General features: G+C 72.2%; 11 protein-coding genes and 1 pseudogene. 3 read left to right on the top strand and 9 right to left on the bottom strand.

From position 1 onward, the window contains the following. Positions 1-23: 23 nt before the first annotated feature. The 8 genes from DRB89_RS23790 to DRB89_RS23755 form a co-directional block, all read right to left on the bottom strand. Positions 24-1211, bottom strand: coding sequence for a YncE family protein (locus DRB89_RS23790; protein ID WP_112449454.1), 1188 nt, complete (start codon positions 1209-1211; stop codon positions 24-26). After that, entirely contained in the window at positions 1208-2008 is an 801-nt protein-coding gene (locus DRB89_RS23785) for a polysaccharide deacetylase family protein (RefSeq protein WP_112449455.1), read from the bottom strand. The genes DRB89_RS23790 and DRB89_RS23785 overlap by 4 nt, the downstream gene beginning before the upstream one ends. 391 nt (positions 2009-2399) lie before the next feature. Next, entirely contained in the window at positions 2400-2903 is a 504-nt protein-coding gene (locus DRB89_RS23780; protein ID WP_112449456.1) for an ATP-binding protein, read from the bottom strand. 401 nt (positions 2904-3304) lie between these two features. Further along, a complete protein-coding gene (locus DRB89_RS23775) occupies positions 3305-4072 on the bottom strand; it encodes an enoyl-CoA hydratase-related protein (RefSeq protein WP_112449457.1) in 768 nt (255 codons plus the stop codon). An 86-nt stretch (positions 4073-4158) separates the two neighbouring features. Beyond that, positions 4159-5379 (bottom strand): Ig-like domain-containing protein, encoded by a 1221-nt coding sequence (locus DRB89_RS23770; RefSeq protein WP_239516844.1) that lies wholly within the window; start codon positions 5377-5379, stop codon positions 4159-4161. Between the two features lie 133 nt (positions 5380-5512). Then, a complete protein-coding gene (locus DRB89_RS23765) occupies positions 5513-6241 on the bottom strand; it encodes a L,D-transpeptidase family protein (RefSeq protein WP_112449459.1) in 729 nt (242 codons plus the stop codon). Between the two features lie 193 nt (positions 6242-6434). After that, positions 6435-8612 carry a choice-of-anchor A family protein gene (locus tag DRB89_RS23760; RefSeq protein ID WP_112449460.1) on the bottom strand — a complete coding sequence of 726 codons (2178 nt, stop codon included), beginning with the start codon at positions 8610-8612 and terminating at the stop codon, positions 6435-6437. 155 nt (positions 8613-8767) lie between these two features. Next, complete coding sequence (locus DRB89_RS23755) at positions 8768-9964, bottom strand: Ig-like domain-containing protein (protein ID WP_239516302.1); 1197 nt, start codon at positions 9962-9964, stop codon at positions 8768-8770. A 386-nt stretch (positions 9965-10350) separates the two neighbouring features. On the opposite strand from DRB89_RS23755, the gene glgX reads away from it, so the two are divergent. The 3 genes and pseudogenes from glgX to DRB89_RS23740 form a co-directional block, all read left to right on the top strand. Then, positions 10351-12546 carry a glycogen debranching protein GlgX gene (gene glgX, locus DRB89_RS23750; RefSeq protein ID WP_239516843.1) on the top strand — a complete coding sequence of 732 codons (2196 nt, stop codon included), beginning with the start codon at positions 10351-10353 and terminating at the stop codon, positions 12544-12546. 88 nt (positions 12547-12634) lie between these two features. Next, entirely contained in the window at positions 12635-13357 is a 723-nt protein-coding gene (locus DRB89_RS23745) for a CDP-alcohol phosphatidyltransferase family protein (RefSeq protein WP_112453531.1), read from the top strand. 66 nt (positions 13358-13423) lie between these two features. After that, a pseudogene (locus DRB89_RS23740) lies at positions 13424-13594 on the top strand (transcription termination/antitermination protein NusA); the annotation flags it as partial. A 252-nt stretch (positions 13595-13846) separates the two neighbouring features. Here the strand turns inward: DRB89_RS23740 and pyrF are convergent. After that, positions 13847-14635: an orotidine-5'-phosphate decarboxylase gene (gene pyrF / locus DRB89_RS23735; RefSeq protein WP_112463883.1), complete on the bottom strand. Its 789-nt coding sequence runs from the start codon at positions 14633-14635 to the stop codon at positions 13847-13849. Between the last annotated feature and the right edge of the window lie 148 nt (positions 14636-14783).

Raw genomic sequence — 14783 nt, 5'->3', positions numbered from 1 at the left:
TTCGCGCCTTCGCGCCTTCGCGCCTACCGGAAGATGCCGGTGTGGCCGAGCGAGTAGCGGCCGGGCTGCGGGTACACGGCGAGGCCGTGCGGGCCGCCGCCCACCGGGATCCGGGCGAGCTGCTTGCCGCTGGTGGTGTCGATCGCGTAGACCTCGGAGTTGTAGCGTCCCGACAGCCACAGCACCTTGCCGTCGGCGGACACGCCGCCCATGTCGGGGCTGCCGCCGTCGGGCAGCTCCCACTTCTTGGTCAGCTTGTTCTGGGTGAAGTCGAAGACGGACACGGACCCTTCGCCCCGGTTGGAGACGTACATCTCCTTGGAGTCGCGGCTGACGTACAGGCCGTGGCAGCCCTTTCCGGTGGGCAGCAGCTTGGGGGTCTCGAACTTGTCGCCGCCGAGCACCCACATGCCGTGCGCCATCATGTCCGCGACGTAGAAGGTCTTCCCGTCCGGCGAAACCTTGACGTCCTGCGGCATCGCGCCCTCGAACGGCAGTTTCTGCTGGCCGACGACCTCCATCTTCTCGGTGTCGACCTTGAGCAGTTCACCGGAGAACTCGCAGCTCACGATGAAGTAGCGGCCGTCGGCGGAGAAGTCCGCGTGATTGACGCCGAAACAGGTCACCGGGACGGTTTTCACGCGGTCCATCGTGTGCGGGTCGCGGAAGACCAGTTCCTTGTCCATCGAGGCCATGACGATCGCGTACTTGCCGTTGGGCGTGAAGTACAGGTTGTACGGGTCGTGCACCTCGACGGGCTTGCCCGCCTCGCCGGTGGCCGGGTTGATCGGGGTGAGCGTGTGGCCGCGGTTGTTGTTGACCCAGAGGGTCTTCATGTCCCAGGAGGGGACCACGTGCTGGGGCTGGACGCCGACCGGGATGGTGTCGATGACCTTGTACGTGACCGGGTCGATGACGGACACCGTGTTGGAGTTGGTGTTCGGCACGTAGACGCGGGACGGGAAGTCCTTGACCACCGGGGAGAGCTTGTTCGGCCGGTCGGCCGCGTACACGTCGTGGGGATCGAGGAGCGGCGGCATGCCGGCCAGGCCCGGCGGCGCGGCCGGTACGACCTTGGCGGGCAGGGCGGGCCCCTTCGAGCCGAGCGCCTCGGCGGGTCCCTTGTCGGCGTTCCCGCAGCCGGTCAGGGCGGCGAGGACCAGACCGGCCAGCAGCACGGTGGCCTTCCGGGGAAGGCGGGTGGTCGTCATGGGGTCAGCAGCTCCGTGGTGGTCACCGCGCGCAGTTCGCGGCGCGCGAGTTCTTCGAGGAGGGGCGGCATCGCGTCGACCGTGTCCGCGTAGCCGAAGTGCAGGCTCACCACCGATCCGCCTTGGATCGTCCCGGTGACGGTGCGGATGACGGCCGCGGCACCGGGCGAGGTGAAGTCGAGGGAGTCCACGTCGTAGGACAGGACGTGGGGATATCCGGCCCGCTGGGCCAGCTTTCGGACGAGCGGGGTGGCGTACTGGGTCTGGGACGGCCGGAACCAGGTGCCGATCGACCCGGTCAGCCGCTTGAGCCGGTCGGCGCAGCCGGTGATCTCGGCGTACGCCTGCGCTTCGGGCATGGTGTTGATCGCGAGGTGGCGCTGGGTGTGGTTGCCGAGCTCGTGGCCGCCGTCCAGGATCCGGCGGGCCATGTCCGGGTGGGCGTCGAGCCAGGCGCCGATGGCCAGTACGGTGACCCGCGCGCCCGCGCGCTCCGCCTCCGCGAGGACCGCCTTGGCGACGGCGGGGTCGCCGTTGCCGTGGAAGGTGAGCGCGACCTGCGGCCGGCCGCGCGGACCGTGCCCGATCTCGACGGGCTGCCCGGCGAACCGGCGCGGGGCGGGGGCCGCCTTGGCCGCGGCAGCCGCCCGGTCCGGCGCGGCCTTCGCGGGGGGCGCGGACGCGGCGGCGGACGCGGGGGCGGTACGGGCGTCCTTGCCGCAGGCGGCGGTGAGGGCGCCGACGGCGACCGCCGCGCCGGCGCGGAGGGCGGATCGGCGGTCCGGGTAGCAGAGCACCTGCCCATTTAAGGGGTGGATGCCCCTGTAGGTAATGATTGACCCAATTCAGGACCTTCGACGGGACCTGCCCGACAGGGGCCCTGTCCGCTATGTGATCAACGATTCACTCAGAGCGGTGGATACTTATTCAATGATTACGAGGCCAGTGGGCCAACTCACCTAGGATTTAGGTGGAAACTCTTAGGATATGCACACTTATGTCCAACTTGGGACTTTTGGCATTTGGTCCCTCGTCTGCCATAGTCGGAATCACGGCTTCCCGTTGACCCGAGCGAAGTCCCACTGCCGAGGATCACACCCCCTTCGATCCTCGGCACACCCATGAAACCCCCGCAGCGCCCCACCAACGGCGACAGGGGGTTTCTGCGTTTCGGCGGTCGGCCACGCCTCAGCGGTCGGCCACGCGCATCTCGAACCAGGTGATCTTGCCGCGCGGCAGCAGGTCCGCCCCCCAGCGGTCCGAGAGCTTGTCGACGAGGAACAGCCCCCGGCCCGTGGTGTCCAGCTCGTGCACCGGCATCAGACAGGGCAGCCCGCGCGAGGGGTCGCGCACCTCGATGCGGATCCAGCCCCGGCGCCGGAGCATCCGTAACCCGAAGGACCGGGCCCCGGTGTGCCGGACGGCGTTGCCCACGAGCTCCGAGACCAGCAGTACGGCGTGCTCGGCGATCTGCGGGGAGAGGCCCCACAGGCGCACCACCACGCACTGGGTGAGCCGGCGGGCGGTGCTCGCCGACTCGGGCATGGACGGCAGTGTCACTTCCGCCTCGGCCGGGTTCCCGTACAACTCCAGCGCCTTGAGGCCCTGTTCGTCCTCCAGGGCCGCCGTGAGCCGTACGGCGGAAGCGCTGCTGCGCTGCCGCGGCTGTTCCACACCCTCCAGACCCGCCATGCACCCATCATGGACGGCCGGTGCGGCCGTCCGGGCCGTTCCGCAGGAAAACACCCCCCGGAATCATGGATTCCAGGGAGGCGTTCCGGCATATGCGCATGGCAACCGGAAGCCCGCTACGCCCCCTTGACCTGCGGTGACGTACCGCAAGGCAGTGATCACCCTGAGTGGATCAGCTTTTCACCTTAAGGCTCCCTTAAGGCCTGGCTAATCCACCCGCAAGAAGGACGGGCCCCCGCGCTAGTGCTGTGGCCGGGAAGGTTTGCCGGGTCGCGGTGTCCGGTGCGGTGCCTCGCAAGGCGGAGGGCCACGGCTCGTACTGGACGTACCGCCGTGGTCCGACAACGCGGCGAGGTGCCGTGCCGGGCGCCGCGACCCGGTGAGCCTTTCCGGTCACAGCACTAGAGGAACTTGGCCTTGCCGGGCCCCTCTTCGACGAAGCTGCGCATCCCGCGCTCACGGTCCTCGGTGGCGAACAGGCCCGCGAACCAGCCCCGTTCGATGGTCAGTCCCGTGTCGATGTCGGCCTCCAGGCCCGCGTCCACGCACTCCTTCGCGGCGCGCAGCGCGAGGGCCGGACCCTGCGCGAGCTTGGCGGCCCAGGCGTGCGCCTGCTCGTACACCTCGGCGGCCGGCACGACGCGGTCCACGAGGCCCAGGGCGAGCGCCTCGTCGGCCTTGACCATGCGGCCGGTGAAGATGAGGTCCTTGGCCTTCGAGGGGCCGATCAGCCGGGAGAGCCGCTGGGTGCCGCCCGCGCCCGGGATCAGGCCGAGCAGGATCTCGGGCTGGCCGAGCTTCGCGTTGTCGCCGGCGATCCGGTAGTCCGCGCACAGCGCCAGCTCGCAGCCGCCGCCCAGGGCGTAGCCGGTGACGGCCGCGACCACGGGCTTGGGGATCCGGGCCACGGCGGTGAAGGCGTCCTGCAGTCCGCGGGACCGGGCGACCATGGCCGCGTGGTCCATCGTCTGCATCTCCTTGATGTCCGCGCCCGCCGCGAACACCTTCTCGCCGCCGTAGATGACGACCGCGCGGACGTCGGCCCGGTCGGTCGCCTCCACGGCGAGCTCGCGCAGCCGGTCCTGGGTGGCGATGTCCAGGGCGTTCATGGGCGGCCGGTCCAGCCGGATGACGCCGACGCCTTCGGAGACTTCGAGAGAGATGGTCATACGGGGAAGGTTAGCCCCCGTTAACCGTGAGTGGCCCGGTGCTGTGGGTCACAGCACCGGGCCACTCGACCGCGTACGGGACGGGGCTACTTGATCCAGTCCGCCCAGTCCATGTTCCAGCCGTTGAGGCCGTTGTCGGGGGCCACCGTCTTGTCCTTGGAGTTCTTCACGATGACCACGTCGCCGATGATCGACTCGTCGAAGAACCAGGCGGCGGGCTGACTGCCGTCACCGGCGCCGCGGACGTCCTTCAGGCCCACGCAGCCGTGGCTGACGTTCTCCGAGCCGAAAGTGCCGGACGAGGCCCAGTAGTTGCCGTGGACGAAGGTGCCCGAGGTCGTCAGTCGCATCGCGTGCGGGACGTCGGAGATGTCGTACTCGCCGCCGAAGCCGACGGTGGCGCCGTTCATCCGGGTCACCTTGTACTTCTCGCTGATGACCATCTGGCCGTTGTACGTGGTGTTCGCGGGGGCGCCCGCGGTGATCGGGATGTTCTTGACCACCGCGCCGTCGCGGACGACCTGCATCTCGTGCTCGGCCGCGTCGACCGTGGTGACCTGGGAGCGTCCGACCTTGAAGGTGACCGTACGGGTCTGCTTGCCGTAGACCCCCGGGCGGCCCTCGACCCCGTCGAGCGCGAGCTTCAGGGTGACCGTGGTGCCCGCGGCCCAGTACTTCTCGGGGCGGAAGTCGAGGCGGTCGTTGCCGAACCAGTGGCCCTCGATCGGCACGGCCGGCTCGGCCGTGACCGTGATGGCCTTCTCGACGGCCTCGGGGTTGGTGATGCCGCGGGTGAAGTTGATCGACACCGGCATGCCCACGCCGACGGTCGAGCCGTCCTCGGGCGTGTAGTGGCCGATGAAGGTGTTCACCGGGGTGAGGGTGGTGAAGGTGGTGTCCTTGGCGGACTCGCGGCCGGCCTCGTCCTTGGCCACCGCGTGCACCTTGTACTCGGTCGCGGAGGCGAGGTTGCGGGCGGGCTCCCAGCTCGCGCCGTCCTCGGCCATCTTGCCCTCGACCGCGTTGCCCTTGGTGTCGGCGACGGTCACGGTGCTGAGCTTGCCGCCGGTGCTCGATATCTTCAGGACGCCGCTGGTGGCGACCTCCTTGGCACCGTCGTCCGGCTTGACGCTCACGACGGCCTTGGACGCCTCGGTACCGGTCGTACCGCCACCACCGTCCGCGCCGCCGCTCCCGCCGGCGCCGCCGCCGCTGCCTCCGCCGCTGCACGCGCTCGTCAGCAGCAGGGCCGCGCCCAGCAGGAGGGCCGGCAGGCCGGTGCGGACGCGGCCGCGTATCGGCTGCAGGTTCACTCTTGTTCTCCCCATGTCCCCCGCGCGCGGGCAGTCGCGCGCTTACTGCCAGGAAATCACACGGGGGGATCACGGAAAGGTACGGGCGTGTCACCGTTCCGTCCCAAGAGCCGGGACACGCCGGGCATCAGTCCTCGGTGCCGGGCTTGGTGCCCCAGACGTAGACCGCGTCCCCCTCGGTGAGCAGGTTCCAGAGGCGTTCGGCGTCGGGGACGGAAAGGTTGACGCAGCCGGCGGAGCCGCCGTGGGCGTACAGGTCGCCGGGGCGGCCGTGCAGGGCTTGGCCCTCGTCGAAGAACTGGGCGTAGGGCATGGGGGCGTCGTCGTAGAGCGTGGACTTGTGGTCCTTGCTGCGCCAGTAGACCTCGTGCCAGCCGGGGCGGGTCTCCTCGTCGTCGCGGCCGGTGCGGACGGGCACCGGCGGGAAGACGATCCGCTCGTCGCGCTGCACCCAGAGCAGTTGCCGCTCCATGTCCACGCAGGTCACCCGGTGCGGGCGGACGGGGCAGGCGCCGGCCGCGTTGGGGTCGGTGCGGGCGGCGACGGCGACCATCGTCCGGTAGGTGACCAGTCCGGCGTACCCGTCGGCCGGCCGGATCCCGTTCGCCCGCTGGAACCCCCGGACCGCCTCGCAGTCCGCGGCGTCCTGGACGCCGTCGGCCGGGCGCCGCAGGTGGCCCTCCAACTCCCGCTGGTAGGGGCCGGTCCCGGCGGTGCACGCCGCCGCCGCGCCGCCGCCGTTGTCGTCGGCTGCGGCGGCGGCGGCGGGTGGGGTCAGGGCCAGGGCCGACGCCGCGAGGATCGCGGCCGTGGCGGCCGCCCTGCCTATCGCGCCTGCCGCGTCGCCTGTGGTCATGCGGGCCTCCTCGCGCCCGCCGAGCGGGCCGTCGGAGCCGAGCCAACCGGACCGGGCCGCACCCGGCGCGCCGGGTGCGCCGGCCGGGTCGCACGCCCACCCGGCCGGCCTACGGAAACGGCCGGCCCGCCCGCCCCGGGAGGGGGCGGGCGGGCCGGCCGCGGTGACCGGTCGGGCGGTGGTCAGCCGGTCGTCAGCCGGCGGTCGGACGCGGCTTCGGGCCCTTGCCCTTGCCCTTGCCGTGGTCGTCGCGCTTGTTCTGCAGGGTGACCACCAGGCGGTGGTCCGGGGTCGTCGCGTCCAGGTGGAGCGGACCGGTGACCCGGTTCGGCGGGAGGACGTAGCCCTCGGGGACGGCCGTCTCGACCACGTAGTACCAGCCCTCCGGCAGCCTCGGGAACTCGCAGACCCCGGTCCGGTCGGTCGCGCAGCCCGCCGACACCTTGCGGTCGGGGTTGATGCCGCGCGTCTGGAGGCCCCTGGTGTCGTTGGTCTCCCGCCACACCTCGAAGACGGCTCCGCGCAGCGGGCGCTTGGTCTTCGCGTCCTTCTTCAGGACCTTGATCGTCCCGGAGTGGTCGGGCTCCACGCGCTTGGCGTTGGTGACGTCGACGACGACGCCCGTCTGCACGTCACCGGCCCCGAGGTCGAACGGGGTGACCGGGTTCGCGGGCAGGTCGTAGCCGGCCGGCGCCTGCGTCTCCCGCCAGTAGTACCGCTCCCCCGCCGGGAGCCCGACCGTGCAGCTGCCCTGCGCGTTCGTCGTGCAGGTCTCGGGGCGCCTCTCGTCGGGCCGCTCTCCGCCGGGCTGCAGGCCCGTGGTGCCGTTGGCCTCGCGCCACAGCTCGAAGACCGCGCCGGGCAGCGGCGCCCCGCCGTCCTCGTCGGACTTGCGCAGCAGCACCCGGGCGATCTCGGGGATCCTCTCGTTGCTCATGCGGACGCGTACGCCGGCGGTGGCGTTCTGCGCGGTCAGCGTCAGCTCGGCGACGGGGCTGGGGGCGAGCTCGTATCCGTCCGGCGCCTTCGTCTCGCGCCAGTAGTACGTGCCGAACGGGACGGTGCGGGTGCAGATGCCGCTCGCCGGGGTCACGCAGTCGGCGATCTTGGTGTCGCCGTCGGTGTCGGTGACCTGGGCTCCGTCGGTGCCGTTCGTCTCCTGCCACAGCTCGTACGTGGCTCCGGCCAGCGGCGCGTCCGCGCCGTCCTGCTTGAGGACGGAGACCGCACCCGTGGCCGGGACGTCGCCACCGCAGTCCGGCAGGCTGCCGTTGAAGGGGTAGGCGTGCAGTTCCTGGCCGCCGCCCGTGCCGCTGGTGTGGACGAGCTCGCCGGTGGTGAAGAAGCGGCCGTTGGTGCCGGGCAGGGTGAGGACGGTGCGCGAGGTCTGCTCGCCGACGAGCACACTGCCCTGGAACTGGCCGCTGCCCGTCAGGTTGACCGCCGTGGCGTCCGGGAAGTTCCACAGGAGCCGGGTGCGGTAGCCGTTCCACGGGTCGGCGGAGGGCCCGATGTCGTTGATGGTGCCGCTGTAGGTGTTGAGCGTACGGCTGGCGCCCAGGACGTTGACCAGGACGGTGGCCTCGGCGGGGATCCGGTCGAAGCGGATGCCGATGGCGCCGCGGGTCGGGCCGACCATGTCGAATTCCACGTTGAAGACCTGGAGCTCGGACGTGCCGTCCCCGGTGAAGACGGTGGTGCCGTCCCGGTTGACGACGGTGCCCGTCGCCGTGCGCGGCGCCCCGTCGACCCGGGCGTAGCAGCGGCTGGCGGAGGTGAGCTCGTCGCGCAGGGCGGCGTACGGGGCGGCCGCGTTCAGGTCGGCCACCAGGGGGCCGGTGACGGTGCCGGGACCGGGGGCGGAGCCCGCGTGGCGGACCACGCCGCCGTCGGAGATCAGCCGCTGGCCGACCGCGATGTTCACGTCGCGGCCCGTGGTGAGGAAGTCCGAGCCGGCCGGGGGCCGCACGAGGGAGCCCGCGCCGACGATGCCGATGTTGTACCCGGCCCCGACCCCCGTCGCCAGGTTCTTGTTCTGGTCGAAGCTGCCGAGGACGACGACCTTGCCCTCGGCCTCGGCGGCGCGCTCGCGGACCAGGAAGTCGGCGCCGACGAAGATGTTGACGGCCTCGTCGTAGCCGTTGGCCTCGGTGTCGACCTCGATCGCCGGGAACGGGTCGGGGCACAGGGACCCGATGCAGGGGCCGAGTCCGCCCGGCAGCGGGGCCCGCAGGGCCGCGGCCTGCCGGGCCTGCGGCTGCCCGCCGCCGCCCGGGGCGGGCGGCGCCGCCAGGGCCGCGGGGGCACCTGCGGCCAGTACGGCCCCCAGGGCGAGACCCAAGGGCCCGAGGGTCCACTTCCTTGCTGACATGCCGCTCCGTCCGTTGCCTTCCGACCTGCCCGCACTGCTGCCCGTACAGGCTGGGGCCGGGTTTCGGCGCGGCGGACGAAGCGACACTCCCGCACTACGTCAAACCGGTATGACAATCACTCGACTGCTCGACCGGCCGACCGGCCGACGGCTCGTCAGCCGACGGCGGAGCCGGCGACCCACGCGGGCCAGGACATGTTCCAGCCGCCCAGCCCGTTGTCCGGAGCCACCGTCTTGTCCTGCGAGTTCACGACCTCGACCACGTCCCCGACCAGGGTCCGGTCGAAGAACCAGCCGGCCGGGGTGTCCGAGCCGCCGCCCTTGTTGTCGCGCAGCCCGATGCAGCCGTGGCTGGCGTTGGTGGAGCCGAAGGTGTCGGGGCTGGCCCAGTAGTTGCCGTGCAGGAAGGTCCCGGAGCGGGTCAGGCGCATGGCGTGCGGGACGTCGGGGATGTCGTACTCGCCGCCGAACCCGACGGTCTGCCCGTTCATCCGGGTGACGTCGAAGAGCTCCATCACCACCATCTTGCCGTTGTACGTGGTGTTCTTCGGTGCCCCGGCGGTGATCGGGACGGTGGACAGCAGCTCGCCGTCGCGCCGGACCTCCATGGTGTGCGCGGCCGCGTCGACGGTGGAGATCTGGGAGCGGCCGACGGTGAAGCGAAGGGTCTTGTCCTGGATGCCGTACGAGCCGGGCGCGCCCTCCACGTCCCGCAGGCTCATCTTGACGGTGACCTCGGTGCCGGGCTTCCAGTACGCCTTGGGCCGGAAATCGAGGCGCTCGTCGCCGAACCAGTGGCCCGCCACCTCCACGGCCGGGTCGGAGGTGATGGTGATGGCCCGCTCCACATCGGCGCGGCGTTCGATCGACCGGTTGAAGCCGAAGGAGATGATCATTCCGGTGCCGACGGTGGAGCGGTTCTCCGGCTTGAAGTAGCCGATGAAGCGCTCCTCGGGAACATAGGTGGTGAAGGTGGTGTGCCGGGCCTGGCGGCGGTTGTGCCCGTCGAGCGCGACCGCGTCGACGGTGTACTTGGCCGCGAGCGCGAGCCGCCCGGCGGCCGGGTCGGGGCTCCAGCTGAGCCCGTCGACGGCGATGGCCCCGGGGACCTCCGCCTCCTGGGCGTCCTCCACCTTGGTGACCACGACGCGTTCGAGGCGGCCCTCGGGCACGGTGATCGTCAAAGGACCCTCGGCCGGCACGCCCTTGGCGTTGTCGTCCGGGGTGATCCGGATCGCCTCGTCCGGTGACCGGGGCTTGCCGGGCAGCTGGATCTCGATCGGGGAGCCGCCGTCACCGGTGCATCCGGACAGGCCTCCGAGGAGGCCCGCCCATGCCGCCACGGCCGCCAAGCCCGCCCCTGCCCGCCTCGTCAGAAGAGTCACGTTCCACCAACGACCGGGCCCCTCCGGGGGAAACGTGGGCGCGGCTCGAGTTCCAGGCAGAACAGTCCGGGCAGAACAGTGGGAAGGACCAGACGGGGGCGGGCCCGGGCCGGGACGCCGGGGCCGCACTTTCCCACCCCTGCCGGTACCGAGAGCCGTGGAGGCGGGCAGTGTCGAGCGCAGCCGAGCAAGAGACGGTGGAAGCCCTGGCGGGCGAGGTGCGGAGCGGCCGGCCGGCCGCCCCGCTGCCGCCCGCCGACGGGTGCCCGGTCGGGCACCCGGACGGGAACGGACGACCGGGCGCGCCGGGGGACGCGCAGCTGGACGCACAGCTCGGCGGCCAGGTCGCCGGGCTGCTCAGAAGCCATGCCGTACGGGCGCGGACCCGTCCGGGACCACCGGTGTGGCCCGGGTCCTCGCATCCCCTGGGCGCCCGGTTCCACCAGGGTCCGGACGGCACGTTCGGGACCAACTTCGCGCTGTGGGCACAGGGCGCGGAGGGGGTGGAGGTGTGCCTCTTCGCCGCGGACGGGACCGAGACCCGGTGCACCCTGACGGAGCTGACCCACGAGATCTGGCACGGGTTCCTGCCGGGCGTGCGCCCCGGCCAGCGGTACGGATTTCGGGTGCACGGGCGCTGGGACCCCTGGACGGGGGCCCGCTACAACCCGGCGAAGCTGCTCCTGGACCCGTACGCGCGGGCCGTGGACGGGGAGTTCACCCTGCCGCCGGAGGTGTACGGGCACGTCCGCGACTGGCCGCAGCAGTACATCGCGGACACCGTGCGCGACGACCGCGACTCGGCGCCGCACGTCCCCAAGGGGGTGGTGGTCCACGATGACGACGACTGGGCGGACGACGTCCGGCCGAAGACCCCGTGGGCCGACTCGGTCATCTACGAACTGCACGTGCGCGGCTTCACGATGCGCCATCCGGGCATCCCCGAGCACCTGCGCGGCACGTACGCGGGCCTCGCGCACCCGGCGGCGATCGAGCACCTGACCGGGCTGGGGGTGACGGCGGTGGAACTGCTGCCGGTCCATCAGTTCGCCCACGAGGACCACCTGCTGCGCCGGGGCCTGCGCAACTACTGGGGCTACAACTCGATCGGCTACTTCGCCCCGCACGCGGCCTACTCGTCGAGCGGTACGGCCGGCCAGCAGGTCGGCGAGTTCAAGCGGATGGTCAAGGCGCTGCACGCGGCCGGGATCGAGGTCATCCTCGACGTGGTCTACAACCACACGGCGGAGGCCGGCGAGCTGGGCCCGACGCTGTCGCTGCGCGGGATCGACAACCGCGCGTACTACCGGCTCCAGTCGGACCAGCGCCGGTACGCGGACTACACGGGCTGCGGGAACACCCTGCACGCCGGGCGCCCGCACGTGCTGCGCCTGATCACCGACTCGCTGCGGTACTGGGTGACGGAGATGGGGGTGGACGGTTTCCGCTTCGACCTGGCGGCGGCGCTGGCCCGCTCGATGCACGACGTGGACATGCTGTCGCCGTTCCTCGCGGTGATCGCCCAGGACCCGGTGCTGCGGCGGGTGAAGCTGATCGCCGAGCCCTGGGACGTGGGCTCGGGCGGCTACCAGGTCGGGGCCTTCCCGCCGCTGTGGACCGAGTGGAACGACCGCTACCGGGACTCCGTGCGGGACTTCTGGCGGGGCGCGCTGCCCGACGTACGGGACCTCGGGTACCGGCTGTCGGGCTCCAGCGACCTGTACGCGTGGGGCGGGCGGCGGCCGTACGCCTCGGTCAACTTCATCACCGCGCACGACGGGTTCACCCTGCGCGACCTGGTCTCCTACGAGTCCAAGCACAACGAGGAGAACGGCGAGGCCGGCCGGGACGGGACCAACGACAACCGGTCGTGGAACTGCGGGGTCGAGGGCGAGCCGCCCGAGGGCGCGGACCCGCGGATCGCGGCGCTGCGCCGGCGCCAGCTGCGCAACATGCTGACCACGCTGCTGCTGTCGACCGGCGTGCCGATGCTGGTGGCGGGCGACGAGTTCGGCCGGACGCAGGGCGGCAACAACAACGCGTACTGCCAGGACAACGAGACGAGCTGGGTGGACTGGTCGCTGCTGGAGGATCCGTCCTGGCAGGAGCTGCTGGCGCTGGCCCGGCGGCTGCTGACGCTGCGCCGGAGCCATCCGGTGCTGCGGCGGCGGGCCTTCTTCTCGGGGAGCTCGCAGGCGGCGGACGGGCTGCGGGACCTGGCCTGGTTCACCCCGGCGGGGGCGGAGATGACCGAGCGGGACTGGTACGCCCCGGCAGCCGCGGTGGGGCTGTACCTGTCGGGGCGGGACATCCCGGGCCGGGACGAGCGGGGGCGGCAGGTGACGGACGACAGCTTCCTGGCGCTGCTGCACTCCGGGGACGGGCCGGTGGAGTGGTCGCTTCCGGGGGCGCCGTGGGCGGCCTCCTACGAGCTGGTCCTGGACACCTCCCGGGAGGACCAGGCGCGGGCCCCGGCCACCCGTCACCGCGGGGGCGAGGCCCTGACGGTCCCGGCCCGCGCGGTGCTGCTGCTGAAGGTCGTGGGCTGAGGGGCCCGGGCCGGAGGTCTCGGACGTCCTGCGATGATGTGCCCTTCGTACGCACAAGCGCATGACGGATGTTCGAGGGGTTGTGTCGATGGCGAGTGTGGGAACCGCTCTGCGGGAGCTGCGCGGGGCGCAGAAGCCGGCGAAGGGGGTGTCCCTCTATTCGCGGTACGTCAACCGGCCCGTGGGGCGGCTGCTGGCCGCCGGGTCGTACGCGCTCGGGCTCACCCCGAACCAGGTGACCCTGATCAGCGCCGCCCTGAGCTTCGCCGGCGCGGCCGCCGTCGCGCTGGCCGCTCCCTCGTGGGGGCTGGGGGCCGCGGTGTGGGCGGCGCTCGCCGTCGGCTTCGCGTTCGACTCCGCCGACGGGCAGCTTGCCCGGCTGCGCGGCGGCGGCAGCGCGGCGGGCGAGTGGCTGGACCACGTCGTGGACGCCGCCAAGCTCACCTCGCTGCACTCCTGCGTGCTGATCGCCTTCTACCGCTTCCCCGAGGAGTACGGGACGGGCCGGGACGGCTGGCTGCTGGTGCCGCTGGCCTTCCAGTTCGCCTCCGTCGTGACCTTCTTCGGAGGCCTGCTGACCGAGAAGCTCAAGCCGAAGGCCGCCCCGGGCGGCCCCGCCGCCGAGCCGTCGGCGCTGCGGGCGGTGGCGCTGCTCCCCGTGGACTACGGGGTCTTCTGCATGGTGTTCCTGGTGCTCGGCGGCGCGGGGCTGTTCCGCTGGGCGTACGCCGGGATGGGCGTCATCGCCGCGCTGTTCCTGCTGGCGTTCCTCGCGAAGTGGTACCGGGAGCTCAGCGCGGCAGCACGCTGAGCGGCGCGGCAGCACGCTGACCGGCGGTGCGCCGCACCGACCGGTGGTGCGGGGGGACGTCCGGCGCCGCACGGGGGGCGCCTCAAGGCGTACGTCGTGCGGGTGGCGAAGGGCGTCCGCGGTCCGTCCGTGACCCTGTCGCGCACCCACCCGAACCTGGTGAAGAAGCTGTTCGCCCTGGAGGTCCCGGAGATCGCCGACGGCCGCGTCGAGATCTGCGCGAGCGCCCGTGAGGCCCGACGCGGAGGTGAGCGGAGAACTGGCGGCGGGGGAGGGGCGGGCCGGGACGGGGGTGTGGATGTGGTTGTGGGGTGAAGGGAGGGAAGGGAGGGAAGGGATACGGGACTTCGCGGTCATGACGGCCACCACCGGACGCAGAGGGATCGGATGCCCGGACCCAGCGCCCGGACACCCCTCACGATCCACCGCCCCGCCGACTCCCGCTCAGCCCTGTGGACGATCCCCAGCCTGTGGATATCGCCGTCACCCTCAGGGGGTGTGCCGCCGGTCGAGATCCGCGGAGATCCGCCGCAGCGCGTCCAGCGGATCCAGGGCCCGCGTCACCGAGCGGCCCACGACGATGTGCGAGGCCCCGGCCCCGAAGGCCGCCCGCGCACTCCCGACGCGGGCGTGCCCGCCCGCCTCCCCGCCCGCGAGCCCACCGCCGGGCGGCCCACCGCCCGCCGGCACACCATCCGGCGGGGTCCCACCCGGCAGCGTCACATCCGGCAGCGTCACACCCGGCGTGACGATCAGCGGACCGTGCCCCAACAGGGCCCGCAGCGGCCCTGCTTCCCGGGGTGACGCGATCACCCCGTCGCACCCGGCCTCCGCCGCCAGCCGGGCCAGCCGCAGCACCTGCTCGTCGGGGTCCGCGCCGATGCCGATGTCGGCGAGGTCGCTCCCGGTCATGCTCGTGACCACCGTCAGCGCGAGCACCCGCAGCCCCGGGAAGTCCCGCGCCGCCTCCACCGCCGCCGCCATGATCCCCGTACCGCCCATGGAGTGCACGGTCACCATGGAGGCGCCCAGCGCTCCGGCGGCGCGGACGGCGCCCGCGACGGAGTTCGGGATCTCGAAGAGCTTCAGGTCGAGGAACACCTCGTGACCCCGCCCGACCAGCTCGCGCACGAGCTCCGGTCCGGCGGCGGTCAGGAGCTCCAGGCCGACCTTGTAGGAGCCGCAGGCGTCCCCGAGGCGTCCCACGAGGGCCTCGGCGCCGGCGCGGCCGTCGAAGTCGAGGGCGACGATGATCCGGTGGTCCGCGGTGGTGTCCATCCCGCCAGTTTCCGGGGCGGTGCGGTCCCGGGATCCCACCGGGGTCCGCGGCCGGCGCGCGTCAGTCCACCAGACACCCCCTAAGCCCCGGAAGACGCCCTGCGGATCGGCCCCGGCCGCGTCCGCGAGATCGCCGAAGTCCAGGTGG

Origin of the sequence: Streptomyces sp. ICC4, from assembly GCF_003287915.1 — a bacterium.
Taxonomy (GTDB): domain Bacteria; phylum Actinomycetota; class Actinomycetes; order Streptomycetales; family Streptomycetaceae; genus Streptomyces; species Streptomyces tritrimontium.
The sequence above is the reverse complement of the archived record's forward strand: the minus strand, read 5'-3'. Positions and strand labels throughout refer to the sequence as shown.

Coding starts and splice junctions, on each gene's coding strand:
- DRB89_RS23760 (WP_112449460.1), bottom strand. CDS start 8,612: ATGTCAGCAAGGAAGTGGACCCTCGGGCCCTTGGGTCTCGCCCTGGGG.
- DRB89_RS23765 (WP_112449459.1), bottom strand. CDS start 6,241: ATGACCACAGGCGACGCGGCAGGCGCGATAGGCAGGGCGGCCGCCACG.
- DRB89_RS23780 (WP_112449456.1), bottom strand. CDS start 2,903: ATGGCGGGTCTGGAGGGTGTGGAACAGCCGCGGCAGCGCAGCAGCGCT.
- DRB89_RS23745 (WP_112453531.1), top strand. CDS start 12,635: ATGGCGAGTGTGGGAACCGCTCTGCGGGAGCTGCGCGGGGCGCAGAAG.
- DRB89_RS23790 (WP_112449454.1), bottom strand. CDS start 1,211: ATGACGACCACCCGCCTTCCCCGGAAGGCCACCGTGCTGCTGGCCGGT.
- pyrF (WP_112463883.1), bottom strand. CDS start 14,635: ATGGACACCACCGCGGACCACCGGATCATCGTCGCCCTCGACTTCGAC.
- DRB89_RS23775 (WP_112449457.1), bottom strand. CDS start 4,072: ATGACCATCTCTCTCGAAGTCTCCGAAGGCGTCGGCGTCATCCGGCTG.